Origin of the sequence: uncultured Roseobacter sp. (assembly GCF_947491795.1) — a bacterium.
In the GTDB taxonomy this organism is placed as follows: Bacteria; Pseudomonadota; Alphaproteobacteria; order Rhodobacterales; family Rhodobacteraceae; genus Roseobacter.
Genome location: NZ_CANLKW010000007.1, coordinates 1 through 23,398, shown reverse-complemented (window position 1 = coordinate 23,398; position 23,398 = coordinate 1). Strand labels below are relative to the sequence as shown.

Below are 23,398 nucleotides of genomic sequence, written 5' to 3'. Positions count from 1 at the left end.
TTTGATCAGTAAGCTCTTTGTTGCGGGCCTATTTACCCTACTGCCAGTCTTAGCCTTAGCCGAATCCATCCCGCGCGGCGGCCCCAATGACAACCGGGTGCGCCTGGCCACCTACCAGGAGAGCCAAGTCTATCGCCTCAACGTCTCGCTCACCCATGTGACCACGGTCGAGTTCGGGGAAGGCGAGAGCATCCGCTCAATCATCGCAGGTGACACGGAGGGTTTTGAGATCGACGGCGTGCCCGGTGGACAGGCCTTCGCGATCAAGCCCGTCGCACGTGGCGTCCATACCAACGTGACTGTCTATACCAACCGCCGCAGCTACTACTTCAACGTCCAGGAGACCCGCAGTCCGACTTTTTACGTGGTCCAGTTCCGCTACCCCGAAGACAATGCACGGCCCACACGTGCCATCGCGGCCCAAGCCCCGAACTACAATTACGGTGCCAGTGCGCGCTCCGAGTTCACCCCGAGCCGCGTCTGGGATGACGGGACCTTCACGTATTTCGCATTCCCGCGGAACGCGCCGGTGCCCGCGATCTTCCGTTACGCCAATGGCCGTGAGCGGACGGTCAACACGCAGGCCACCGAGGATGGCGTCATCCGGGTCTCGGGGGTGAACCGGCAATGGGTGCTGCGGATCGGGGACGAGGTGGTCTGCATCGAGGCCACACCGCCTGCGGGGGTGGGCTCATGAGCGATACTGGAAACGCGGACCTCGAGAAACGTCTCGCCGCCCTCGAGCAAGGCAAAGGCGCAGGTTCGCCCCCTGCCCCGCGACGCTCGCCGCTGCTCGCTTTGGTCGTTGTCCTCGTGATCGGGGCGGGCGGTGCATTGCTCTATTTCATGTCCCAATCCGAGGAAGAAGAAGCCTTGCCCACAGCCACGCCGGACGTGTTCCAAAACGAAGGTGACGGGTTTGGCGCTATCGAATCCCTCCCCCCACCGGAGCCCGAAGTCGTTCTGGTCGCACCGGAACCGGTGGAACCGAACGCCGAGCTTTTGGCGCAACTCGCCGCCCTTCAGGCCCAGATCGAGGAATTGCGCAACGCGCCCGAACCGGTCGTCGCGGAAGACACGGCTGCCGCCGAAGCCATCGATGCGCTGACGGCCCAGATCGCGGCCCTTCAAGCCGCGTCAGAATCCGCACAGCAGCAGTTTCGCGATGAACTCACGGTGCGCGACCGCGAGCTGGAGCAACTCCGCATGGACCTTGAACTTGCGCAGCTCGAGGCCAATCGCCCTGTTCCCGCGCCCTTGGGGCCCACCGAGGACGAGCTGCGCGCGCGGGAAGAAGAACGGATCCGCCGCGAGGAGGAAGCAAGACAGCTCGCGGAACTTGAACGCCGCGCGGCCGAGGAACGGGCGTTTCAGGAGCGTCGTATCACCTCGCCAACCATCGCGTTTGGCAGCACCTCCGGCGCAAATGAGACGGCACTGACCGAACGGACTTTTGGGGAGGTGACGGATTTCGTGCTGAACGGCGCGCTGCCCACGTCGGTGACGCAGGCCGAAGTCATTGCCAACCCGTCCAACACCATCACCCAGGGCACGATGATCCAGGCCGTCATGGAAACCGCCCTCGACAGCTCCCTGCCCGGGCAGACCAAGGCCGTCGTTTCCGAAGACGTGTTCAGTTTCGATGGCTCCCGCCTTCTGATCCCGCGTGGTTCCCGCCTGATCGGACGTTATCGTTCTGGCGTCGATATCGCTCAGCACCGCGTTACGATCGCCTGGGACCGGATCATCCTGCCCGACAATCAAACTATCCAGATCAGTTCCTTTGGGGGCGATGAACTTGGCCGCTCCGGCGTCACAGGTTTTGTCGATACCCGCTTTGATGAGCGCTTTGGCTCAGCGGCGCTGATTTCTCTAATATCGGCTGCTCCAAGCGCCACTGCAGCAAACGTGCAGGATGAGACCACCGCGGACGTGCTCGAAGACGTGGGCGATGATCTTGCCGATGCCACGGACAGCGTCATTGGCGATTACCTCTCCATCGGTCCGGTCATCTATGTCGACCAGGGGGCCCGCGTCACGGTGATGGTCGACCGCGATCTGGAGATATTCTGAGCCCATGTCGCTGAGCTATCTCCAAACCTCGCTTGATCGGATCGACGCCGCCGCCCGCGACGATGTCATCGAGATCTGCATCAACCCCGACGGCAGCTGCTGGGGAGAATTCCAGGGCGATCACTTCATGCGGAAGCTGGATCAAAAGCTGACCGCAACAGAAGTGAAGGACCTCGGCAACCAGATCGCCTCCTCCGCCAACACAACGATGAGCAAGGACCGCCCCATCGTCTCGGTCTCGATCACCTACAAGGGCCGCCCGATCCGGGCACAGGTCATCACGCCACCTGCTGTGCTCTCGGCGATGTCGATCAGCCTGCGGTTCTTCTCGAGCCTGCCGCTCGACGGGATCGCGCTTGATTTCCTTTATGGCAAGGAACGCAAGCTTGAAGAACTCCGCCTCGAGAAAACCCGGGAACTGCGCGAAGTGGTGGCGGCGGGCGTGATCGATGATGCCCTTGCCTTCTGCGTCGAGAACAAGCTCAACATGATCGTTTCGGGTGGTACCTCCACCGGCAAGACTGTCGCCGCGCGCAAGATCCTGTCTCACGTGCCATCAGAGGAACGCATCGTCACTATCGAGGAAGCCGCCGAGCTTCTGCCGACCCAGCCAAATACAGTGACCCTCATCGCCAATCGGGATTCGGAGTTCCAGACGGCCGATGTGCTGCTCACCGCAACCCTCCGCATGCGCCCCGACCGGATCATCCTCGGCGAGGTACGCGGCAAGGAGGCCATGACCTTCCTCGAGGCGATCAACACCGGTCATGGCGGGTCCATGACCACGCTGCACGCCGAAACCCCTCAACTTGCCGTGCAGAGGCTCGCCATCGCGGCGCTCAAGACCGAGATCCCGATGACCTACACCGACGTGATCCAGTACATCGAGAATTCCATCGATGTAATCATCCAGGCCGGTCGCCACGACGGTAGGCGCGGCATCACCGAATTCTACCTCCCCGGCGCTAATGAGACTGGAGCTTCCCAATGAAGACCTTTGAATATGACATCCTCAGTTTCCCCATGACCCGCAAGACGAGTCTTGCCGACATGCAGGCCAGCCTGAACGCGAAGGGGGCCGAAGGCTGGGAGGTGGTGTCAATCAGCTCCTCGGAGTTCGCCAATATCGGGCACACCGTTTTCCTGAAGCGCGAAACCACACCTGCTGGAGCCACGGCATGAGACAGGCGCAGCACCTCGCCTTGGCCGCGATGGCCCTGAGCCTACTGGCTATCCCCGCCTTCGCCGAGCGCAATCTGGTGCCGACCCTCGGTCGCAGCTTCAACGTCTGTCCGGACCGGGCCGCCGAGCCCGTCTGGATGCAGGAGATCCCCCTGCGCCAAGCCTATCAGCGCGTGCTGGTCCAGGATATCTACCGCGCCCAAAACCTCGAGCGCGTCGTCGAGAGCGGTAGCTGCGATTGCGAGACCCGCTTCCCATCTTGGGACGCAGCCGAGGCGGTGTTTCGCGAGGTCCACGCGAGTGACGAACGATGGGAAATGCTGGAAGCATCCGACGCCTACAATCGGCGCGCCAACGAAGTTCGCCTTGAGGCCAAAGCCATCTGCGAAGCCGCGGGCAATTGGTGAGGCAGCCCTGCGATGAGCGTCGTCACCTATTTCGTTGAAACCTCCCAGGGCTATCTCGACACCGCCGCAGAAACCCAGTTCGGATCGGTCGCGGCAACGGTCGGCACGCTTCTGGTTTTGGGCACGACGCTCGTGGTGATCCTCGTCTTCCTGAACATGATCTACCAGTACAAAGCGATGGATGGCCGCACGGCCTTCTGGCTCGCGGTCAAGATCGGACTGATCGGGATATTCTCTACCAACTGGGTACAGTTCAACGCGCTTTCCGCCGCTATCCTTGCCGGGATCGACAGCATTGCGGGTGCGCTTGTCGCCTCGGTCGGTGGCGGTACCCCGGGGCCCTCTGGCACGTTCGCGGAAGAATTCGACCGGTTGATCGCCGAGTTGGGGGACTATTTGAACGCCGCTGGTTCCGAGTTGAACTGGATGGCCGGCGCCATGCTCGACATTGTCGGGGTCCTCTTGCTCTCGATTCTCGGCGGACTCGCAGCCTTCATACTCGTGGCCTCGCGTTTGATGATCGCACTTCTGATCGGGATCGCTCCAGTCATGATTTTCCTGACCCTCTTCGAAGTGACCAAGGATTACTTCGCGCGATGGCTTTCAGCACTGGTTTCCTTTGCGCTCTACCCCATCGTTGTCGCCGGCGTGTTCGCCACGATCACCGGGGTATCATCAGCCCTGATCGGCGAACTGGGCGATCCGGAAGGCGCTTCCAACATTGGCGCGCTCATCCCCTTCTTCATGATGGTGCTCATGGCCAAGGGCTTCATCATCGCAACGCCATTCATCGTCCGCGCGATCTCCGGCAACATCATGATGCCCGCCCTCTCGGGTGGTCTAGGTGGTGGTTACAACTTCGCCCGTGCCGCCATGGGCAGCCAGCAGGCCTACAACCGCTATCTGATCGGCGGTGCCAGTGGCGCCGAATACGCAGCCCTCAGGGCGCGGCAGTTTTTTGGTGTGCAGCAGATGCCAGTGCGGCAAGGCATGGGACAGACAGGTCAGGCAAGCGGCACTGGGTCACCGGGGGCCGGGTCTCAAATGCTGGCGCAACTTGCAAGACTTGGAAGGTTGGGGCGGCGATGAAGGACCTTACAAGTTTTTTCGACTTTTTTCTCTTCCGTACTGCCTGCAACAAAAGCTGTGAAATTGTCAGAATTCACTTTGAACAATGCCGGAGAAGCAACTTTCATTGTGCGTACCAGCTCGGAGTACGCAAACTGTGGCGGCAGCAGCACATATCTGTGCACGTGGTCGTTCGAAATGAGCTCATACAAAGTGTCGACATAATCCTCACTACAAACCTAGCGGCTAGTTTTATTCGTGTGAACACCCCATCCAGAGTGTTTTTTGTTCTACTGACCAGTAGATTTACGTTTTATTAGTATTCATTGCCTATCAGTTAACCACCTTTTGAGATCCACCTTATGGGGAGGTATTCCTAAATGAATAGTCAAGAAGCGTTATCGCATGCCTATTCCGTGTTGGAGGAAGCACAACTGCAAGGATTTGCCAATACAGCTATAGCGATGAGAAAAGTGATAGAGCAGATGCAAGGAGTCTTGAGTAGCTCCCAGACTGAAGACAAGCCGCACTCGATAGACCAAGAGTTCGAATGTCTCGAAGAGTAAATGTGTTGGAACTGGACCTGTCGCGTTTTCGTGCCGCTCAGGTGTAGAATCCGTTCGTGTTTCTTCCTGTTGATATGGTCGCGGTCAAGGCCTGCTGAGCGGAGCCTTCGCGTAGCTCAGGCGAAGCAGGCCGGATGGCAAGGTTGAGATTGGCATAAACGGCTGATCCTAGCCCGCAAAGCGATGTGTGTGTGGTCTTTGTGTGTTGTAGTCGATCCTCCAGTTTTCGATGACCTTCCGGGCTTCGGTGAGATTGCCGAAGACGTGTTCATTCAAGCATTCGTCCCTGAGCCTACCGTTGAACGACACCACAAACGCGTTCTGCATCGGCTTTCCCGGTAGGATGTAATGCCAGCCAACGCCGGTATCCTAGCACCATCGCAGTACCGCATGGGATGTCATTTTCGTCCCATTATCACTGACAATCATGTCCGGCTGGCCACGTCGTCGGATGAGATCATCCAGCTCGCGGGTCATCCCTGTGCCTGACAATGAGCGATCCACGACCGTCTCCAGTGCTTCTCGCGTGCAGTCATCCACGATGCACAACACCCGGAACCGCTGGCCATCCTCAAAAGCGTCAGACACGAAGTCCAGCGACCAGCGCTGATTGGCGCGATCCGGCACCAGAATAGGCCTGCGCGACCGTCTGCGGCGCACCGCCAGCCCTTCTTCACGGTACAGCCGAAACAGCTTCTTATGGTTCACTTCAAAGCCTTCCCTAGCCAGTAGAATGCCCAAACGACGATAGCCGAACCGGCGACGCTCATTCTCCAGTTCGCGCAGCCGCTTGCGCAGGTCTTCATCGCCCTGATCCTGCTTCGTATATTGAATGACTAATCGGTGAAGATCAGCCAGCTCACACGCCCGACGTTCCGACAGGCTGTGCCGGTCCATCACGTCCAACACAGCCCTGCGCTTCACATCAGGCGTCAGTAGTTTTTTTGTCGCGAGGTCCTTCAGCGCGGCGTTGTCCAACATCGCGTCTGCCAACATGCGCTTCAGTCGATTGTTCTCGTCTTCAAGCGCCCGCAGCTTCTTCGCATCAGATACATTCATCCCGCCAAATTTGGCTTTGTATTTGTAGAATGTAGCGTCGCTGATCCCGTACTTCCGACACAGCTCCTGCGCCTTAACACCAGCCTCGTACTCCTTGATCATCCCAATGATCTGTTCGTCGCTAAATCTGCGTTTCGTAGTCCATCCTTTGCTTGGACGGATTACTAGCACCTCAGTGGCCTAATTTCAGGGGACTGGGTCACTTGGTATTCTGCCCCTTTCGTTTGTCCGATCAAGCGTCCACGCCCCCTTTTTCACCCTCGGACTTGAAGCCTTGCGATGTACTTTCAGGTAGTTCGCGTCAATCGATATGGAATTATTGTCGGGTTTCCCCTGCCAGATTTTTCATGATCGCAGCAAATACTCCTAAGTTACTCCAGCGCTTCCAACGGCTATACAAAGTATTTGACGAACCATAGGCGGCAGGCGCATCGCGAACGTAAACCATTGTGATTAAAAAAGAAATTATCCATCAGAACACGCCGGTCATCAACTCTTGTACACCTAAGGCCTCTTGGAAAACGGCCGAAGACGCATCGTCTGCGCCTCTGTCAGCCAATAAAGATTACTCATAAACTCCCCAGACTTTGAGAGCTCTGGACCATGCCAGTAGTTCAACATTAAACCAATTTTTGGGACCTGAGCTTAAGGAAACTTGACCACTGTAGTTTCTCAAGAACTCAGTGTTTTCAATAGCTGTTTCGCCTCATCAGAAGATAGCGATGCTTCTTCAGCATAGGTTGCAATGACGTGCTGTAATCCAACAACCAGATTTGGTAAATTACTATCTTCCGAATATGCTCTTAAGTCGGACAGGGCAGAGAGCAGCCAATTATCTTCTTGCATTCATCTTCCTCGTTCATAGTCTACCAAAAACCGTGGACGAGAATTGGTTAAAAAACTGTAAAGATATTAGCTTTCGCGCGAACAGAGTTGTGTTTGTGCCGCACGACTTCCTTCGTCGGGTTTAGCCAAAGTATTGGACAAGAAACTGTCAATTTTTGGACACAGGGTGACCTGATCCCCTTGGAGTCCGCGTACATAGGTTAGCTCTGTGCAGGTTTTGGCCTCCATTTGACCGGTTAACATATTCGTATGGCGTCATGCCAGCGAGGCTGGAGTGAGGCCGGTTGTGATTGTAGTCGGCGCGCCTTGGTTTTACGCGCTTCCAGATTGGCAGCAGCAAATTCCTATAGTCAAACTTATTCTTTGCCCTCAGACGATCTCCCTGTTTGCACCAGTGTCGATTTCGAACAACCGTCAGTGCGGTCCTGGTGCAGAACAGACGAGTCTAGAGACCTCCAGTCACACTGTCGCCCTACCGATCGAAGGAAAGCCCAATTTAGACAGAAATTGACGGAAGAATTAACTATGAATTTAAGTTTGTGAAAGACACTTCAGCAAGATCGAAGCAACCGGCTGGGTTCTAACTCCGACATGAGAATTTCCAAAATCAGTGCAAGATCAGAACTTGGTACAGCGCTCGAAGCAAACATTTGGTTGCTTGCTGCTGCATTTTTTTTCAGTGTGTTCAGTAACTTACTGATGCTGACCGGACCTTTGTTCATGCTCCAGGTATACGACCGTGTACTGGGATCTAGGTCACAAGAAACCCTGCTCACGTTGTTTCTGCTTGTGACCATTCTTTATGCCTGCATGGCAGTTTTGAACTGCGTAAGGGCGCATTTAGTAACACGGTTTGGCTGCCGTCTGTTCTCAATGTTCAAAGAGCGGGTGTTTTTGGCAATGGTTGACCGCGCCTCTAAGCTCCCGGTGGACCTCCGTCCATCGCGCGCGCTTAAAGATCTTGAAAACGTTCGAGCATTGTTCTCTTCACAGGTAGTGATTTCGATTTTTGATGTACTTTGGACGCCACTCTTTCTGATGATTATTTTTGTTTTTCATCCACTATTGGGCTGGCTTGCAATTGCAGGGTGCATTGCTTTGATGCTTGCAACGATTCTCAATAATGGTTTGTCCCAGCGCACGCGAATAGAAGCTCAAAAGCATGGGGTGATTGCTCAAGGCTTCGCTGACCAAGCGCGTGATTCAGCCGACTATATTCTTGCGCAGGGAATGAACAAGTCGATCGCAAGAAGATGGCTCTCGGCCAGGGACAAAGCTGAAAGTTTGACTGTCCAATCCGGCGATTGGAGCGGCTTCTTCTCTTCAGCAACCAAGTCGTTCACACTGTTTTTTCAATCCGCAATGCTTGCAACAGGTGCCTACTTGGCATTGCACAACGAACTGTCAGCCGGTGCTATGATAGCAAGCTCTATTTTGGTGGGACGGGCACTTGCTCCGATGCAGCAGACGCTGAGCCAGTGGAACGTAGTCCAGCAGGCTCGAGAGTCTTGGCAAGAACTGAAAGCTCTTCTGTCAAGCTTTCCGGAAATAGTTGAGCCGGTCAAGCTTCCCCGTCCAAACGCAAATTTGAAGGTTACCGGTGTTACAGCCAGAGCTCCCACAACCCAAAAACCAATTTTGTCAAATATTTCCTTTGAATTGAAGGAAGGTGAAGTACTGGGTGTCATTGGGAAGAGCGGTTCAGGAAAGAGTACATTAGCAAAGGCGATGCTAGGAACTCTTCCGATAACTTTAGGTGAAATACGGCTGGGCGGCGCCACGCTGTCACAGTATGGTTCGGAAGATGTTGGTAGATACATTGGCTATCTACCTCAAGATGTTGAACTCTACTCCGGCTCAATTGCTGAGAATATATCTCGCTTCTTGCCGCACTCTGTATCCTCCGAAATCATTGAAGCAGCCAAAAAAGCGAATGCTCACGATATGATTCTATCACTACCCGATGGGTATGACACAGTCGTAAACGGCAGCGCTGGATATTTGTCCGGGGGCCAGAAACAGCGCGTCGCCTTAGCACGCGCACTATATGGAGATCCAGTGTTGCTGGTTCTAGACGAACCGAATTCCGCTCTAGACAGCGACGGGTCGGAAGCACTGAAACAAGCAATCAGAACGGCCAAGAAAAGAAAGCAGTCGGTGATTCTAATGACACACAGAACTAACGCGCTTGCAGAATGTGATCGATTGCTTGTCATCGATGGAGGACGAGTCATCGCGAACGGCCCACAAGCTCAGATACTGGAAACTGCATGCAATAGGAAAGACAAAACCTCTTTAGCTCCTCAGAACATACAGGCTCAGGCATAATGATGGAAAAAGAACAAAACTGGTCTGTAAGAATTCCCCTAGTTATAGGATTTACGACCACGTTCCTACTGCTTTCAGCCTCTCTGTTATGGGGCATGCATTCCAATATTTCAGGCGCTGTTATTGCTTGGGGTACAATTCAGGTGGAATCCAACCGACAGGTAATTCAACATCCGCAGGGTGGGGTAGTAAAAAAACTTTATGTAAAGGATGGAGTCACAGTAAACCCTGGAGATACTTTACTGGAGTTTGACGACACGCAAGTGCGATCAGAAGTTGCCATTTTTAAGAGCCAGCTCTATGAGATTCTGGCACGGAAGGTTAGACTAGAGACAGAGCGCGATGGCGGTTCCCGGTTTTCTATCTCAGATGAGTTGGAGGCTTTGATCCACCAAGAGCCAACCGTACAGTTACTCGTAAACGGACAGGCACGGCTTTTTAGTGCCCGCGCAGTTTCTCTGAAGAGACGCTCCGAGCAAATTGATGAAAAGATCTCGCAGACGCTCAACCAGATATCCGGTGCGAAGGCACAACTGGCATCCTTAAGAACTCAAGAAGAACTGATCAGAGAAGAACTCCGAGATGCCACGGTTCTTTTCGAGAAGGGTCTTTCCCCTGCTTCGCGGGTGTCATCATTAAAACGAGAACTTGCACGATTAACCGGAGAACTGGGTAATACGACATCTCTTATCGCTCAATACTACGGCGAAATTGCCAATTTTAGAATTGAAAAAATCTCACTGTCCAGTAGCATGAGGGAGGAAGCAATTTCTGCCTTACGAGACCTTCAGGTTCATGAGGCAGAGCTCAAACAACGGTTGCTCAACTCCACCTTTACCCTGTCCAATATGGTGGTGAGAGCACCCGTAAGTGGAATTATTTATGGATCGAAAATTCACGCTCTGCAGTCCGTCGTTTCACCGGCAGAACCTATTTTGTATATAGTCCCACAAGATCAACCTCTGATTGCTTCAACAAAGGTTGAACCCTTGCACATCGATCAAGTTTACGTGGGCCAAACTGCAACCGTGAGGCTCCCTTCACTGGACCTCAAAACATCTCCTGAAATTGAAGGAATAGTCACAAGAATATCAGCGGATGTTTTCTCTGACGAAACTTCGGGAACTTCTTACTATCAAGTCGAAGTTGAACTGCCCAAAAAGGAACTGATCAAACTAGGGGCCCAGGAACTTTTACCTGGAATGCCTGTTGAAGCTTTCATCAAAACAAATGAGCGGTCACCTATCAGCTACCTCATGAAACCGCTATCTATGTACTTTTCTCGAGCGCTTCGCAGCGAGTGATATCGCTGTTTTAGAGACCAATTTCTCCAAAATTTCCACTCAATTCTAGTTCTGTAGTTATTGGGTATGATGTGCTACCCAACGCGCCCTCGGCCGGTATCAGAGTTTCCGCCCTTTTGCCATGCTACCGGAAGTGTCCCCGCTCGGGGCTAGATTTTCGCCCTTTGATCACACAGACGGGCTGGATGCGCCTGGCAATTTCATCAGCGCTGCTGGGACGTTGTTCCCAATTGCGCTGTGCTGTCTTTCTTCATTGTAGTCTCTTCGGCCTTGAGAAGGCGATACGCTGAAGATTCCGAGATAAAATACCGCTTCTCGTCGGTACATTTGACCGCCAGTTCGCACGGTGTCAGACCTTCGTGGTCCAGCGCGCACTCGACAAAGGCTTCACGGACATCATCAGGGATGCGGTTCCAGACGGATCCGGGCCATGGAGAACGATCGGCAAGCGCATCGATCCCGCCCTCGACCCTACGCGCATACCAATCGCAGTAGGTGCTACTGGGGATGCCAATCTTCGTCAGCGTCTGCTTCACCGGCAGGTGCGAGGCTTCCACCGTACGGATGATCTCAAGCTTCTCGGATGCGGGATACCTCATGCTTCGAACTCCCCATCTATTACCTGACAGGCGAATGCTGAGCATTCTGCCGAAAGGGCCCGATCATGCTTTTTTTGAGCAGGCGGTTCTTAAGCGTTAGCTCGGCAACCACTTCCTTCAGGGCAGCCGATTCCGATTGCAGTTCCTTGACTTCGGGGGATGTCGCCTGACGAGCCATGTCCCCCCGCCAGCCAGTTCTTCCCAGCTTCAAGGAATTCCTTTGACCAGGAATAATACAGGCTTTCCGCAATTCCCTCGCGGCGACACAGCGCAGCGATGCTCTCTTCGACCCGCAGGCCCGCCAGGACGATCCTGATCTTTTCCTCGGCCGAGTAGTGCTTGCGGGTCTTGCGCTTGATGCCCCTGACCAACTTGTCAGCGGCGTCTTTCGATGTTCCGGATTTCTTGTTCATCTTCGCTCCATAATGGCTTCGATGAACCAGAAATCCTCCGTTGCTCAAACACCTAAATTTGTCCGGTGGGCGCTGACGTTACACATACGATTCTGAAAATTTACTCAAATTTAGTGCAAACCCGCTAGCTTATCATTGAAAGTTATGGGTTCCAGTACCAATGCACGTTCCTTTGTCACGAAATGAAATTGCCAGTTTTCTGAAAATCGACGAGCCTTTAGTCGAGAAACTATGGCTTTCAGGATCGTTAAGACGATCACTTTCAAACGACCTAAGAGCCAATACTGCCCTCGCTCAGAGTTCAATGTTTGACGTGTTGGAATTAGCGCTGTCTTCAGGACTGCTTGGTGTAAAGGTGAGTAAGCAAGATGCGGAAACCTGGACAGAGTTACTTTGCCGTGCATGTGACTGGGGCGACTGGTATCAGTGGAGTGCAAAACAAAAGATCGACTGCCTTACTGACTACGCTTTCGATTGCGAAAAAATATGTTCGAGTTCAATCGATTTCCGGTTCACAGCAGAAGTACTTACTGCAGCTCAAAGCCGGTTATTTGAGCTTTGTATGGCGAATGACAAAAATGATAATGCGGTGAGTTCTTCCGCACAGTAGCACTAAGTCGGGCGAACGCAATTTCGTATCCTGATGTGATGCCCGTAAACGCCCCCGATTTTGGTTAGAGTTTTCCGCATCGATTCCCTAACTGGGAGAGGAGTGGAAACGCATGAAAGCATCGAAGTTCACGGACGCGCAGAAGGCGTTCATCATCAAGCAGGCGGAGGACGGGACACCCGTCGCGGAAGTCTGTCGGAAGGCCGGGATCAGTTTGGCGACGTTTTTCAGTTGGAAGAAGAAGTATGCGGGTCTGATGCCGTCGGTGATGAATCGGCTGAGAGAGTTCAAGCAGGAGAATGCGCAGCTGAAGAAGATCGTCGTGGACCTGGCGTTGGACAAAGAGATGCTGCAGGACATCATCAAACGAAAGCTTTGAGGGCTGCCCGGAAGAGGACGCTGGTCTACGAGATACGGGCGGATTGGCGGGTGTCGATCCGCCGGGCCTGTGCGGTGATCCGGTTCGATCCTAGGACCTGTCGCTACAAGTCTCGTCGGCCCGGCGAGGCCGCGTCGGAACAGCGCATCCGAGAGATATGCCTGACCTGCATCCGGTTCGGATACCGGCGTGTGCACGTGCTGCTGAAGCACGAGGGTTGGGAGATCAATGCGCAGAAGACTTATCGCATTTACAAGGAGTTGGGCATGCAGCTCAGGAACAAGACGCCGAAGCGCCGGGTCATGGTGAAGCTTCGGGAGGATCGCGTGGAAGCAGTCAGGCCGAACGAAGTCTGGGCCATGAACTTAGTGCACGATCAACTGGCCACAGGCCGAAAGTTCCGAGTTCTCACGGTAGTGGACACCTTCTCCCTATACGTGCCGGTGCTCAATGCGCGGTTCAGTTATCGAGGTGAGGATGTCGTCGCGACCCTTGATCGCGTCTATTGGCGAATCGGCTATCCAGACACGATCCGGGTCGACCAGGGCAGCGAATTTGTCTCGCGTGATATGGAGCTCCGGGCCCATCAGCGCGGCGTCACGCTCGACTTCTCACGACCGGGAAAACCGGACCGACAACGCCTTTATCGAGGCGTTCAATGGTCGGTTCCGGGCGGGATGCCTGAATGCTCACTGGTTCATGAGTCTTGAAGATGCCGCCGAAAAGTTGGAGGCTTGGCGTAGAGACTACAATGAAGAACGACCGCACAGCGCCATCGGGCACAAGGTCCCGGCGGAACTGATGAAATCAGCGCACGAGACCAACCCGTGCAGCTGATCAAAGGGCGGAAACTCTGATAACGGCCGAGGGCGCGTTGGGTAGCACATCATACCTGAACATAGCTAACTTATAAATGAAGGACCATCGGAGGGCAGGTCAAGATTTCAGAGCGCTGGAAGCACACCAAGCCCAGCAGTTGTCGTGTCGACTTGGTCTGATCTGCCTCTTTGGCTAGTAAGCATATTCTACGGACACAGTCCGACTGAGGCGCTTTTGTCAACGCTTGTTATGTCTGACTTCCCCTTTTGAATTTGTAGCATTTTGACTTATCGTTCCCGCCTTTGATTTACGGTTTATTCAATTTTTTCGTTCAAAACACCTAAAAGTTGAACGAGAAGGTGACCATGAAGATTTTGCTTGTTGAAGACGACTTGGTTTTTGCACATTCGGTTGCAGAGGAATTCCGCAGTTTTGGCTACTCGGTAGATACTGTTCGCTCCGTATCGGACGGTATGAGTCGCATTCTTCGAGTCAACTATTGCCTAGCAATATTGGACGTTTTCGTTACCGATGGCGCAACTGTTTCACTCTCAAATTTTCTCCGGATAAGGTCTCCAAATATTCCAATTTTATCCATCACTGGAGCGACGGTCTTTGAGCACGGTGATCACAACGAAGCTATGAGCGTCGACTACTTGCTGCGCAAGCCCATTAGTCCCAAAGAAATAGTTGAGATTGGAAGTTACCTTATGGGTCCGAACTTTCCATTACCTGAGACATGTGCGTCTATGAGCCCGCCAGTTTAGGTGAAGTCTCTCGGTAATCCCCCGAAAATTAGGGGTGTGCGGAAGTAGAATTTTCTCGAAGATGAAAGAGGAGATTCTGATGAAGAAATCGAAGTACAGCGACGCACAGATCATGGCGATCTTGAAGCAGGCGGAGAACGGCGTGCCTGTTTCTGACCTGTGCCGGGAACACGGCATGAGCAGTGCGAGCTTCTACAAGTGGCGATCCAAGTATGGCGGCATGGATGCCAGTTTGATGGCCCGGATGAAGGAACTCGATGAAGAGAACAAACGGCTCAAGAAGATGTATGCAGAGAAGAGCATGCAGAACGATTTGCTGAAGGAAGCCCTTGGAAAAAAGTGGTGAGGCCGTCTCAAAGGCGTGAGATGGCCGAGTGGGCGGTGCGCTATCGATCCGCCAGCATCGCTTTGGCTTGCAGGGCGTTTAGCATCAGTGAAACGTGCTATCGGTATCAACCAAAGCTCAGCGATGAAAACGAGTTGATTGCCGATTGGCTGGTTGCGTTGACGAATGCCAAGAAGACCTGGGGCTTCGGCCTCTGCTTCCTGCATCTGCGCAACGTTAAAGGGCTCAAGTGGAACCACAAGCGCGTCTATCGCATCTATCGCGAGTTGGAGCTGAACATGCGGATCAAGCCCAGGAAGCGGCTGCAGCGCGAAAAGCCCGAGCCGCTGGCGGTGCCTGAAGCGCCGAACGAGGTCTGGTCGATGGACTTCATGGCGGATCAACTGGCAGACGGGCGATCCTTCCGGACACTGAACGTGCTGGATGACTTCAATCGAGAAGACTTGGCCATTGAGGTGGACTTCTCGCTGCCGTCAGAACGCGTGGTCCGGACATTGAACCAGATCATTGCGTGGCGCGGAAAGCCCCTGGCCATTCGTGTGGACAATGGCCCTGAATACGTCAGCGCCAAACTTCAGAACTGGGCTGAAAAAGCAGGGATCGGCTTGATCTACATTCAGCCCGGCAAGCCGCAGCAGAACGCCTATGTCGAGCGATATAACAGAACCGTCCGGACAGAATGGCTAGGGCGATATCACTTCAACAGCATTGAGGAGGTGCAGGAGCACGCCAAGCGCTGGCTCTGGACATACAACAATGAAAGGCCAAACATGGGGATCGGCGGGATGACCCCGATACAGAAATTGAAAGCAGCTTAGATTCTACCGAAGCGCCCCTCTGAAAATGGGGGGATTACCGCCCAAGTCATGGCGAAATCGCCGAGCGGCAGAAGCCGTCATCTTCCAGTGTATCAACGGCTTCTACAATCCATGCCGAAAGCACTCAGCTTTGAGCTGGAAAAGTTCGGTCACCTTCGAACGGAGAGCGACATGAACTAGCACTTGGCACGCTACGAATACACGACGCATCCAGCATGCCACCCGCCATGTTAGGGATTTGACACTCAGCCCGCTGGAGCCGTCACTCGTGTGTCTGTTGCAGCCGTCACGCAACCGGTTCTTCAGTTTGATACGACGGCGTGCGAACCTGTTTTTTCATCGGAAGCTTTGCTCCTAGTCTGTACAGTGAGTTGTTTCCGAACATCCCTTCAATTTCATCACCTGTGTAAGCAGAATGTTCCACCAGCTTCTTATATGTTGCGTGATTAAAACTCCAAAGGCCAACACTGACTAATCCATCCACTGAGTCAGATGATCCTATCACCATCGGGCTGATGCCGAGGCGCCGGTAAGTACGATGCATTCTTTTGTCAAAAAGCCCAAGAAAAGCATTGATCTCAAAATGACCCATGAATTTAGCCGCTCCGGCCAATACTGAGATCGCAACTTTTGGCGAGGCCCCTTTTGCAGAACACAAGCGCGTGCATTCCCAGACTTTCTCTGAAGCGAAAGAAATACCGGGAATAACATGATTAAAGTGCTCCTGGATCATGTTTGGAAGACTTGTTGGAAGCAACCGCATTGATCCAACATGTCTGTTTTTACCATCGGAATTGATTACATAAAATGCGTCATCCCGATCATACTCATCAATTTCGAGCTGTTCTTGCGTGACCTTCAAGCCCCACCCTAGTCGGTCAATAAACTGTATTTTTCGATCTCTAAACATACTTTTCCTAAGCTCCGGAACGTTTCTCAACTCCGCACCAGTCAAAAAATGCAACATCTTTGTCTCCACTGTTTGTTGTGGTGACAGAATCGGACGAAATCGTTGTTAAACAGTGGCTTGAAAGAACTGGCGTTTAACACCTTTTCAATGCCAGTTACCAAAGACCTAACGCTCAGCAGCAGCGTAAGTCTCTGTTAATTGACAGTGTTAACGAACCTACCAGGCGTTCCGCAATAAAACCTGCGGTGCGTCAAAGCTTTTGAAGAAATAGCCGTAACGGCTTCCTTAATATTTTAAGTATGATCTTCGTTAATGGTTTAGTAACCATGATTCCTGATTGTATGAACGAAGCTTTAACAATTCGGCGACACAGCTGTTGCGGAGGAACCACAAATGAAACATGCAACACTCTTGGAACCTGATAAAATGCTGCCTGATTGGGTCCCAAGTCATGTCTTGATCTATGTAACTTACAAGGCGCTTAACTTATCGATGCGTGAAACGGCAAAGCTGTTGTCGATACAACCGTCAACGGTTTCGCGCAATGTACGGAAAGTATCCGGCCATCTTGCTGATCCGCTTTTCTATTCCGGTGTTGATCGGCTTGTAAGTGCCGTCAGTCAGTCCAATAGTGATTCTCGTAGAGGACCAAAAGATCTCCTCTCTCGAAACAGCGGCAGTTTTTCGGAAACACCGCATACAAATCGTGTTCCTTTACGTAACCATCTGAAAAGACTGAGCGAGCCGAGTATGATACTCGCTGCATCCGAGGATCTTTCTTCTTGCGCAATTATTCACAAAAGTAATAGCGGGCAAACAAATAACTCTTGCTCCGTGGACACAGAAACGGCAGAGAAACTTGCGGTATCAGGCTTGGTCATACCCTCGCACCAGAAAACACAGAAAATACTTACATATTCAATCTCACCATATGGCCGACGAAACCTGCGTTCTGGCAATAGAAATCTAAGTATGAAAAGTAACTATCGAAGCAGCACATTCTCAGACATCAGACAGCCATTTCCCAGTTTAAGACCCGTATCGCACGGGAACTCGGTTTTGATAACTGGCGATGGATATGGGAAGGAGGCTCCGTTACAGTCTCTGGCTAGAAGGCGAGACAGATATGGCAACCCCTTCCTTACAATGGAACAGATTGAAGCAGGGAGAATTCTTCGCGAAGACTACGAAATGAACAGCCTGACGATCTCCGCTGCCGATGTCTTTCACAGTGCAGATCGCTTTAAGAGTTTTCCTCAGTCAGCTGAACTAGATTTTGTCTTCCACAACCCAGGCGAAAGATTGGAGAATGCTCTGAACTACTTGGGTCCAGTGCTTGCAGATGTAGCGGTACAGTGTTGCTGTCATTTCAAAGGCATGGAGGATATCGAAAGAGAATTCGATTGGTCTGCAAGGTCCGGAAAGATCGTTCTGCGGATTGCACTTTCACAGCTTTCGGCTTTCTATTCGGCGAATACTGCGAGAATCATTGATCCGGTCCGACCAGATCCACGGTCAGGACCTGAGACCAAAGTTTGACGGTTTCAGTAAGAGTGATTGCTGACAGGAAGACCCCGGGACATCGATCATGACGTTGCCCCCTGAAATCAGGCCATCGAGGTGCTGGTGATCCGTCCAAACAAAGGATGGACTATGAGACGCAGATTTTCAGACGAACAGATCATCGGGATGATCAAGGAATACGAGGCTGGCGTGAAAGCCCAAGAGCTATGTCGAAAGTACGGCATCAGCGATGCTGCGTTCTACAAATACAAAGCCAAGTTTGGCGGCATGAACGTGTCGGATGCCAAAAAGCTTCGGGCCTTGGAGGACGAGAACAACCGGCTGAAGCGCATGCTTGCGGATACGATGCTCGACAATGCCGCGCTGAAAGACCTCGCAACAAAAAACTACTGACGCCTGATGTGAAGCGACGGGCCGTGCGAGACGTGATGGATCGGCACGGTCTTGGTGAGCGTCGGGCGTGTGAGCTGGCGGACCTGCACAGGTCTGTCTTTCAGTATGAGAAGCAGCATGGCGGCGATGAAGCGTTGCGCAAGCGGCTGCGCGAACTGGCCAACGAACGGCGTCGGTTCGGCTACCGTCGTTTGCACATCTTGTTGCAGCGGGAAGGTATCGAAGTGAACCACAAGAAACTGTTCCGCCTCTACAGAGAAGAACGGTCAATGGTCCGTAAACGGGGCGGTCGCAAGCGCGCCCTGGGCACGAGGAGGCCGATCTTGGTGCCCGACAGGGCGAACCAGCGCTGGTCACTGGACTTCGTCTCTGATGCCCTGTCAGACGGCCAGCGGTTCCGGGTTCTGTGCATCGTGGATGACTGCACTCGCGAAGCATTGGCCACGGTTGTAGACCGCTCCATGTCTGGGCGGCGCATGACCCGTGAACTAGGCGAACTGATCCTGAGGCGGGGCAAACCCGGCGCGATTGTCAGCGATAACGGCATCGAGATGACATCTCACGCCGTCCTACGATGGTGCCAGGACACCGGCGTCGGCTGGCATTACATCGCACCCGGAAAGCCCATGCAGAACGCATTCGTCGAGAGCTTCAACGGCAGGCTTAGGGATGAGTGCCTAAACGAAAACCTCTTCGGCAACCTCGCCGAGGCTCGCCGGATCATCGAAACATGGAGGATCGATTACAACATCAAAAGACCACACACGTCGCTGAACGGACAAACACCAACCGAGTTCGCCCAATGGCTACGTTCCACCCGACCGGCTTCGCTTGAGCTCCGCAAGGGCTCCGCTCAGCCGCTCTTGACCGCAACACTACAAGCAGAAAGAAACAAGAACGGATTCTACACCTGAACGGCCCGGATCAGGGGGCAACGTCAAACCGGATCGAGATTATGTTCGGCAGTTTGAAGGATTGGCGGCGTGTGGCAACGCGATACGACGGATGTCTAAAGGTCTTTCTGTCCGCCGTCGCTCTCGCAGTGCTCGTCATGTACTGGCTATGAGTCCAGACGCTAGCACAGGTACTTAGGGAAGGACTCAAGCTTTTTTTGTAGAAAGTTTGCACCAGTTCTCGCGTTTCTCTCCGCACTCAATTGGTGTTGCAAATAAATCTTAAGCAGAGCCGCGTGTTTCTCAAGCTCGTCACGTTTCAATTGCAAATCGAGAAGTAAGGCATCAACGTTTTCGATTTTGGAAGCAAAAACACCATTGGTATCTTGGGAACGTGTAAGATCGAACACTGGCTCCAAAACGCATTCTAACACATCAAACGCTAGCCGCGCATTCGTCGATCCATGCGACAAAAGATAGGTGGAATCTATCTTTAAAGCTGCAAGGATATTACCTTCAGCAAACGCCCATCGGATTGTTACATTCACAGTTCCATCTTCTTGCTCATAACCAAAAACGCGAAGTTTTGCCAGCAGCAAGCCATCCATTACAAACACGTAGTCAGGTATGGACAATAGTGTTCCAGAACCGCCGAATTCTATCAGCACAGTCAATAGTTCATCGCTCAGATTGGCGTGGAAAAGTTCAGTGATCAGTTTGGGAGTTCTGAAGCCAAATTTTACTTTGCTATCCGCCCCGAGCATTTCCAGCGATACTACTCTCGCATCTTCAAAAGAGATACAACCGTCAACATCTGGTTGCGCATTTAGCAGTATTGAAACTGTTGAGTTGGACTCGGACATACTTCTTCCCCTCGTCAGCGGGATAGTGCAGCTTGGTTAACAAAAAGTAAAAAATATTTGTATTTTGCAAATGAGTTTTCAGCCATGCAATCAAGATTCCCCTATTTGCTATTATGTACCCGGAAGTTTCACCTGTCGGGGTGTTCATCGTCAGGCTTTCTGGAACCAATAACGGCTTAATTCAGTCGAGAGTATGGCTCATTATACGCGTTTTCCAAAATAGACTTTAGCGCTGAGACCAGCAGATTTTCTCATTGCCCCCGTTTCATCAATGACTCAAGCTCGCCGAGATCATTCACTGCGATCCCTACCCGCTTATCGCCGACCTCAACCGCCAGATCTTCGGACGACTCCTGTCCCTCAAAATCCAACTCTAACTGCCTCTGTTCCTCTTCTGGAACCGCCAGTACAACTCCTTCGGCCTTGTTAGTAGTTGCACCGTCATATTTTGGCTGGTTCAGTCGTGTGTCACCCCGGGCTGGACCCGCGCTCGCGACGTACGGCTTTTGATCTGTTCCCCTATCCGATCGCTCGAACAGGGGTATCGCCTGAACACCTACAGACAGATTGTCTTGGGATCCGATTCCCCCCGGCTGCGGGAGCGGCTGTTCTCCTATCTGCTCATCATGAATTGTCTTGAGGAATCGATCGTTGAAGTATTGAATCCGCTTCGCGCGGATCGGCATTTGGGCATCGATCACCATGACAATCTCATCGAGCGGCAGGCGCCGCGCTTCGTCTTCGGGCAGCAGGGACGTCTCTTCGGTGCGGATGGACTCGTTACGCCCTTCGAAGGGGTTCTTACCAATCGACCGCGAGCGCGTAACGACAGTCTTGGTGCTTTTGCCGACCGCCTTGCTCAGCTCCTCGACGGTCTTTTCATCCGAAGGCGTCAGGTACAGCTTCACGCCCGCATTGCCTTGCAGGGCACGGCGGGTGTTCTCGCCATAGATTTCATCGAGGGCGGGGATGGTTTGGGTCACCACGGCCAGGTGGCCACGATAGGTTCGCAGAGTCTCAATACTCTCGACCACGATCGGCATTTTGCCAAGGCGATTGAACTCATCAAGCATGATCATCACCGGCCAAGGTTCATCAGGACCGGGGTCCCTTTCCTGCATTGCCGAGAGGAGATCGGAGAAGAAGAGCCGGATGAGGGGCGCGAGCGACTTCACCATCAAAGGCTGGACGACCAGGTAGACAGAGAAAGGCTTTTTCCGGATCGTGCGGAAATCAAAGTCCGACACCGCCGTCGCCTCGTCGATGGCCGGGTTCTGCCATTGATCGAGCCCCGAGGTCATCAGGAGCGAGACGTAAGAGGTCAGCGTATCGTTATTGGTCGAGGCCAGCCGGGCGAAGATCAGCTTGGCGGCACTGTTGTCGACCTCGTGGCCGCGGGCGAAATACTCCTTCTGCTTGTTCCCGCCCGAGGCCGCGATCCGATAGATTTCGCCCAAGGTGGGGCGCTTGCGCTGGAAGGCCAGCAGGCCTGCCGCCACGAAGAGATCGATTCCGCCTTTGAGCAGCCCCTGCACCCGGTCGTTGTCACTCTGCAGGAAGAGCGTCGCCAAGAGCTGCAATTCCATCTGCTGGCGCGCGGGATCTTTCAGTTGATAGATGCGCAGAAGCGGGTTGTAGCGATGCGTGCGCTTGCCCTCCCAATCGGTGGGGGCAAAGCGATAGACCTTGTCGCCGTGGGCTGCGCGGTGTCGGGCCGTGGCCTCGAAACACTCGCCTTTCACATCGAGCGTCACGGCGGAGCCTTGCCAGGTCAGCAGGTTCGGAATGACAAAGCCCGTGGTCTTGCCGCGACCCGTGGGGGCCACGATCAGCGCATGTGGGAAGACCTTCGAGCAGATGTATTTCGCGCGGGATTTTGGAGAGCCGAGTTTGCCGAGGATAAACCCTGTCCCGGGTGCACCGAAGAACCCGTTGGCCTTCATTTCGCGCGCGCTCTGCCAATGGGTCTGACCAAACCGTGTGAGGGCCGATCCCGACAGCGCCAGACTCAGCATCATGCCGGCGGCGGCAAAGCTGCCGATGATCAGGTGGATGAGCTGGGCATCTTCGGGGCGGCGATCCAGGATCGCCAGATAGTTCTGCGCAATATAGGCAAAGTCGATCTTGGCCCCGAAGCCGAGATCCTGGTAGGTCAGCACCGCCGAGGCAATGGTATAGCCCATGGCGGCGGTCACCAGCGTTACCAGCAAAACGCCGGTCGCGATCCGCGCCTTTCCTATAGCGGCACTCAATGGACCTGTCCCCGCTGGGTATCACCATCCACGTCTGTGGTGCGATGTTTTTCGTATTCGGCGACGGCGAGTTCATCGACCACCTGGCGCAAGGCCTCCGTGTTGGCCGTCGCTGCATCCGATTGCAGGTAGACTTTGGCGACATAGAGCCGGTCGAGGCGGTCCTCGAGAACCTTGTCCAGCGCATCGGCATCGCCGGAAGTGAGCTGGCCCAATTGGCGGTCACCCAGCACCCGCGCGATCTCGCCGCGGAAGGCGTCCCGCTCCGCCTCGGTCTCGAAGGGCGCGGACAACTCCCCCGCCCGCTCATGGTCGAGGACACGCGCAATCTCGTCTGCGAGACGGTCGGCACGGTCAGACTGCGACGCAGTTTCATCGCGGGTTGCGAGGATGTCGTCGCGCGTGCCAGACCCGAGCCCGTCGCGCATCTCGGTTTCGCGGCGGACCTGATTGATGACCTCCGTGTCGCGTATCCGCGCGACGGCCACATAGGTCGCGCCGAGCCCACGGGTGAGGTGAGACGGCATGTCCGGATAGCGCGCGCGCAACTCATCTGCGACAGCGTCCGCAACGGGCATGCGTAGGTCGCGTCCGTCCATGATCCGGTCGACCTCGCGGGTGATCTCGCTGGCGCGGGCTGCATCGGTATTGGACTCCCTGTAAGGCTCAGACCGGTCAATCACATCGCCAGGGCGAGCGAGCAGATCCGGGTGTGCCTCAAGATATGCACGCTGCTCCGTCTCGATCCGGCGCTCCGCCCGTGAGACAACCTCCCAGTCCCGGTCCTCGATCTGCTGCGCGGTCAGGCCATCTGCGCACATCTCCTGACGGATTGTCCCTTCCATCGCCCGGACCGCGTCCCGGTGATGATGGAACCGCTCGTTAATCGTTTCCGCTTCCACGACCCCATCCCGGCGCAACACGTTCTCACGCTCCAACAGCGTGCCAAGTTCGACGTGCACGTCATTGAGAATGTCGC

Annotated in this window: 18 protein-coding genes and 6 pseudogenes; 16 read left to right on the top strand and 8 right to left on the bottom strand. The window is 53.9% G+C overall.

Features of this window, described 5'->3' with window-relative positions:
- The first annotated feature begins 1 nt into the window (after window position 1).
- The 7 genes from Q1A34_RS19600 to Q1A34_RS19570 all read left to right on the top strand — a co-directional run bounded on the left by Q1A34_RS19600 (window position 2) and on the right by Q1A34_RS19570 (window position 5,296).
- Window positions 2-697: a TrbG/VirB9 family P-type conjugative transfer protein gene (locus tag Q1A34_RS19600; protein WP_300038535.1), complete on the top strand. Its 696-nt coding sequence runs from the start codon at window positions 2-4 to the stop codon at window positions 695-697.
- Window positions 694-2,073 (top strand): TrbI/VirB10 family protein, encoded by a 1,380-nt coding sequence (locus Q1A34_RS19595; RefSeq protein ID WP_300038532.1) that lies wholly within the window; start codon window positions 694-696, stop codon window positions 2,071-2,073. The genes Q1A34_RS19600 and Q1A34_RS19595 overlap by 4 nt, the downstream gene beginning before the upstream one ends.
- Window positions 2,074-2,077: 4 nt before the next feature.
- Window positions 2,078-3,064 carry an ATPase, T2SS/T4P/T4SS family gene (locus Q1A34_RS19590; RefSeq protein ID WP_300038529.1) on the top strand — a complete coding sequence of 329 codons (987 nt, stop codon included), beginning with the start codon at window positions 2,078-2,080 and terminating at the stop codon, window positions 3,062-3,064.
- Complete coding sequence (locus Q1A34_RS19585) at window positions 3,061-3,255, top strand: DUF4177 domain-containing protein (protein WP_230798254.1); 195 nt, start codon at window positions 3,061-3,063, stop codon at window positions 3,253-3,255. The genes Q1A34_RS19590 and Q1A34_RS19585 overlap by 4 nt, the downstream gene beginning before the upstream one ends.
- Window positions 3,252-3,662: a hypothetical protein gene (locus tag Q1A34_RS19580; protein WP_300038525.1), complete on the top strand. Its 411-nt coding sequence runs from the start codon at window positions 3,252-3,254 to the stop codon at window positions 3,660-3,662. Before Q1A34_RS19585 ends, Q1A34_RS19580 begins: the two co-directional genes overlap by 4 nt.
- A gap of 12 nt (window positions 3,663-3,674) precedes the next feature.
- Window positions 3,675-4,751 (top strand): type IV secretion system protein, encoded by a 1,077-nt coding sequence (locus tag Q1A34_RS19575; protein ID WP_300038523.1) that lies wholly within the window; start codon window positions 3,675-3,677, stop codon window positions 4,749-4,751.
- A gap of 359 nt (window positions 4,752-5,110) precedes the next feature.
- A complete protein-coding gene (locus tag Q1A34_RS19570) occupies window positions 5,111-5,296 on the top strand; it encodes a hypothetical protein (protein WP_300038520.1) in 186 nt (61 codons plus the stop codon).
- Window positions 5,297-5,482: 186 nt separating this feature from the next.
- Here Q1A34_RS19570 and Q1A34_RS19565 read toward each other — a convergent pair.
- From Q1A34_RS19565 to Q1A34_RS19555, 3 genes and pseudogenes are all read right to left on the bottom strand, one after another.
- Window positions 5,483-6,457: pseudogene (locus tag Q1A34_RS19565) on the bottom strand (IS3 family transposase); the annotation flags it as partial.
- Between the two features lie 113 nt (window positions 6,458-6,570).
- Window positions 6,571-6,928: pseudogene (locus Q1A34_RS19560) on the bottom strand (transposase); the annotation flags it as partial.
- A gap of 99 nt (window positions 6,929-7,027) precedes the next feature.
- Window positions 7,028-7,201, bottom strand: coding sequence for a hypothetical protein (locus Q1A34_RS19555; protein ID WP_300038517.1), 174 nt, complete (start codon window positions 7,199-7,201; stop codon window positions 7,028-7,030).
- Window positions 7,202-7,792: 591 nt separating this feature from the next.
- On the opposite strand from Q1A34_RS19555, the gene Q1A34_RS19550 reads away from it, so the two are divergent.
- Window positions 7,793-9,529 carry a type I secretion system permease/ATPase gene (locus Q1A34_RS19550; protein ID WP_300038514.1) on the top strand — a complete coding sequence of 579 codons (1,737 nt, stop codon included), beginning with the start codon at window positions 7,793-7,795 and terminating at the stop codon, window positions 9,527-9,529.
- The gene (locus Q1A34_RS19545; RefSeq protein ID WP_300038511.1) at window positions 9,529-10,833 is read left to right on the top strand and encodes an HlyD family type I secretion periplasmic adaptor subunit; all 1,305 of its coding nucleotides are present in this window, start codon (window positions 9,529-9,531) and stop codon (window positions 10,831-10,833) included. Before Q1A34_RS19550 ends, Q1A34_RS19545 begins: the two co-directional genes overlap by 1 nt.
- A 260-nt stretch (window positions 10,834-11,093) precedes the next feature.
- On the opposite strand, the pseudogene Q1A34_RS19540 reads toward Q1A34_RS19545, so the two are convergent.
- Window positions 11,094-11,845 (bottom strand): annotated as a pseudogene (locus Q1A34_RS19540) (transposase); the annotation flags it as partial.
- 160 nt (window positions 11,846-12,005) lie between these two features.
- On the opposite strand from Q1A34_RS19540, the gene Q1A34_RS19535 reads away from it, so the two are divergent.
- The 4 genes and pseudogenes from Q1A34_RS19535 (at window position 12,006) to Q1A34_RS19520 (ending at window position 15,584) form a co-directional block, all read left to right on the top strand.
- Window positions 12,006-12,455, top strand: a complete 450-nt coding sequence (locus Q1A34_RS19535) for a hypothetical protein (protein ID WP_300038508.1) — start codon at window positions 12,006-12,008, stop codon at window positions 12,453-12,455.
- A gap of 112 nt (window positions 12,456-12,567) precedes the next feature.
- A pseudogene (locus tag Q1A34_RS19530) lies at window positions 12,568-13,671 on the top strand (IS3 family transposase).
- 347 nt (window positions 13,672-14,018) lie between these two features.
- A complete protein-coding gene (locus tag Q1A34_RS19525) occupies window positions 14,019-14,420 on the top strand; it encodes a response regulator (RefSeq protein WP_300038505.1) in 402 nt (133 codons plus the stop codon).
- 79 nt (window positions 14,421-14,499) lie between these two features.
- Window positions 14,500-15,584 (top strand): IS3 family transposase gene (locus tag Q1A34_RS19520; RefSeq protein WP_300038502.1). Its coding sequence is split into 2 segments (ribosomal slippage): window positions 14,500-14,752 and window positions 14,752-15,584, totalling 1,086 coding nucleotides; the frame shifts between segments, so codons are not numbered across the junction.
- 286 nt (window positions 15,585-15,870) lie between these two features.
- Here the strand turns inward: Q1A34_RS19520 and Q1A34_RS19515 are convergent.
- Window positions 15,871-16,551 carry an acyl-homoserine-lactone synthase gene (locus Q1A34_RS19515; protein WP_300038499.1) on the bottom strand — a complete coding sequence of 227 codons (681 nt, stop codon included), beginning with the start codon at window positions 16,549-16,551 and terminating at the stop codon, window positions 15,871-15,873.
- 336 nt (window positions 16,552-16,887) lie between these two features.
- Here Q1A34_RS19515 and Q1A34_RS19510 point away from each other — a divergent pair, with 336 nt between their 5' ends.
- From Q1A34_RS19510 to Q1A34_RS19500, 3 genes and pseudogenes are all read left to right on the top strand, one after another.
- On the top strand, window positions 16,888-18,033 hold the full coding sequence (locus Q1A34_RS19510; protein WP_300038496.1) for a DUF6456 domain-containing protein: 1,146 nt from the start codon (window positions 16,888-16,890) through the stop codon (window positions 18,031-18,033).
- 114 nt (window positions 18,034-18,147) lie between these two features.
- Window positions 18,148-19,325 (top strand): IS3 family transposase gene (locus Q1A34_RS19505; RefSeq protein ID WP_300038495.1). Its coding sequence is split into 2 segments (ribosomal slippage): window positions 18,148-18,394 and window positions 18,394-19,325, totalling 1,179 coding nucleotides; the frame shifts between segments, so codons are not numbered across the junction.
- Between the two features lie 26 nt (window positions 19,326-19,351).
- A pseudogene (locus tag Q1A34_RS19500) lies at window positions 19,352-19,477 on the top strand (IS5/IS1182 family transposase); the annotation flags it as partial.
- A 9-nt stretch (window positions 19,478-19,486) separates the two neighbouring features.
- Here the strand turns inward: Q1A34_RS19500 and Q1A34_RS19495 are convergent.
- The 3 genes and pseudogenes from Q1A34_RS19495 to Q1A34_RS19485 form a co-directional block, all read right to left on the bottom strand.
- Window positions 19,487-20,167: a hypothetical protein gene (locus Q1A34_RS19495; RefSeq protein WP_300038493.1), complete on the bottom strand. Its 681-nt coding sequence runs from the start codon at window positions 20,165-20,167 to the stop codon at window positions 19,487-19,489.
- Window positions 20,168-20,418: 251 nt separating this feature from the next.
- Entirely contained in the window at window positions 20,419-22,407 is a 1,989-nt protein-coding gene (locus tag Q1A34_RS19490) for a type IV secretory system conjugative DNA transfer family protein (protein WP_300038729.1), read from the bottom strand.
- A gap of 8 nt (window positions 22,408-22,415) precedes the next feature.
- Window positions 22,416-23,398 (bottom strand): annotated as a pseudogene (locus Q1A34_RS19485) (endonuclease); the annotation flags it as partial.

Bases quoted from the DNA above. Each gene is read 5' to 3' on its own strand.
- Q1A34_RS19495 (WP_300038493.1), bottom strand. From the start codon at position 20,167: ATGTCCGAGTCCAACTCAACAGTTTCAATACTGCTAAATGCGCAACCA.
- Q1A34_RS19570 (WP_300038520.1), top strand. From the start codon at position 5,111: ATGAATAGTCAAGAAGCGTTATCGCATGCCTATTCCGTGTTGGAGGAA.
- Q1A34_RS19580 (WP_300038525.1), top strand. From the start codon at position 3,252: ATGAGACAGGCGCAGCACCTCGCCTTGGCCGCGATGGCCCTGAGCCTA.
- Q1A34_RS19525 (WP_300038505.1), top strand. From the start codon at position 14,019: ATGAAGATTTTGCTTGTTGAAGACGACTTGGTTTTTGCACATTCGGTT.
- Q1A34_RS19585 (WP_230798254.1), top strand. From the start codon at position 3,061: ATGAAGACCTTTGAATATGACATCCTCAGTTTCCCCATGACCCGCAAG.
- Q1A34_RS19535 (WP_300038508.1), top strand. From the start codon at position 12,006: ATGCACGTTCCTTTGTCACGAAATGAAATTGCCAGTTTTCTGAAAATC.
- Q1A34_RS19545 (WP_300038511.1), top strand. From the start codon at position 9,529: ATGATGGAAAAAGAACAAAACTGGTCTGTAAGAATTCCCCTAGTTATA.
- Q1A34_RS19595 (WP_300038532.1), top strand. From the start codon at position 694: ATGAGCGATACTGGAAACGCGGACCTCGAGAAACGTCTCGCCGCCCTC.
- Q1A34_RS19555 (WP_300038517.1), bottom strand. From the start codon at position 7,201: ATGCAAGAAGATAATTGGCTGCTCTCTGCCCTGTCCGACTTAAGAGCA.
- Q1A34_RS19510 (WP_300038496.1), top strand. From the start codon at position 16,888: ATGAAACATGCAACACTCTTGGAACCTGATAAAATGCTGCCTGATTGG.
- Q1A34_RS19590 (WP_300038529.1), top strand. From the start codon at position 2,078: ATGTCGCTGAGCTATCTCCAAACCTCGCTTGATCGGATCGACGCCGCC.
- Q1A34_RS19550 (WP_300038514.1), top strand. From the start codon at position 7,793: ATGAGAATTTCCAAAATCAGTGCAAGATCAGAACTTGGTACAGCGCTC.
- Q1A34_RS19515 (WP_300038499.1), bottom strand. From the start codon at position 16,551: ATGTTGCATTTTTTGACTGGTGCGGAGTTGAGAAACGTTCCGGAGCTT.
- Q1A34_RS19575 (WP_300038523.1), top strand. From the start codon at position 3,675: ATGAGCGTCGTCACCTATTTCGTTGAAACCTCCCAGGGCTATCTCGAC.